Below are 652 nucleotides of genomic sequence, written 5' to 3'. Positions count from 1 at the left end.
GATCGACTTCACGACTGGGTCGTTCGCACCAGCGTAAACGTTGTCCGGGGCGGTGACGGTGATGCTGCCAGTAGTGCCGTTGGCCGGCACAGTGATAACGGTCTTGCCGTCGCTCAGTGTGAAGGTCAGGGCGCTGTGGTTGTTGATCGGCAGGCCATCTTTATTGGTCAGGGTAATGGTGTAAGTGATCTCACCACCTTCGGTCACCGAAGGAGTTGCAGTCAGCTTGGCCACAACCTCACTGAGGGTATCCGAGATTTGAACGGTAGCCGGGCTACCCAAGGCCAGTTTCTCAAAAGTGGCACCGGGAACAGTAGCGTCGGTGACCCCAAGGGTGATGGAGCCAGCATCGTTGTATACGTCATCGCCCTGAGGCGAGGTTTTGTACTCGACTTCGGTTTTACCGGCCTCAATGGTCACGGTGTCGCCGTTCGACAAGGTTACAGTCAATGGCCGGTCCAGCGCCTGGCTTACCTTCACAGTGAAGGAAGGCTGCTGGTCTTCTGTCACATTGCCATTGCTGACGATGCTTACAGTGACGGTATCAATGCTGTCATTGATGACGGTCGAAGCCGGAGTCGGATTCGGAGTCAGCTGTTCAAAGTTGCCGCCAGTTGCGCCGGTAATGGTGGTGCTGACGGTCGAGCCGTTG

At 56.4% G+C, this 652-nt stretch carries 1 protein-coding gene; it reads right to left on the bottom strand.

The genetic code is table 11. From position 1 onward, the window contains the following. Nucleotides 1-652, bottom strand: a 652-nt coding sequence (locus E8E68_RS00050; RefSeq protein WP_280339033.1) for an immunoglobulin-like domain-containing protein, incomplete at both ends; no start/stop codon positions are given.

The sequence above is a fragment of the Pseudomonas sp. BN607 genome (assembly GCF_029871175.1).
GTDB lineage: Bacteria > Pseudomonadota > Gammaproteobacteria > Pseudomonadales > Pseudomonadaceae > Aquipseudomonas.
This window is presented reverse-complemented; position numbering and strand designations above follow the sequence as displayed.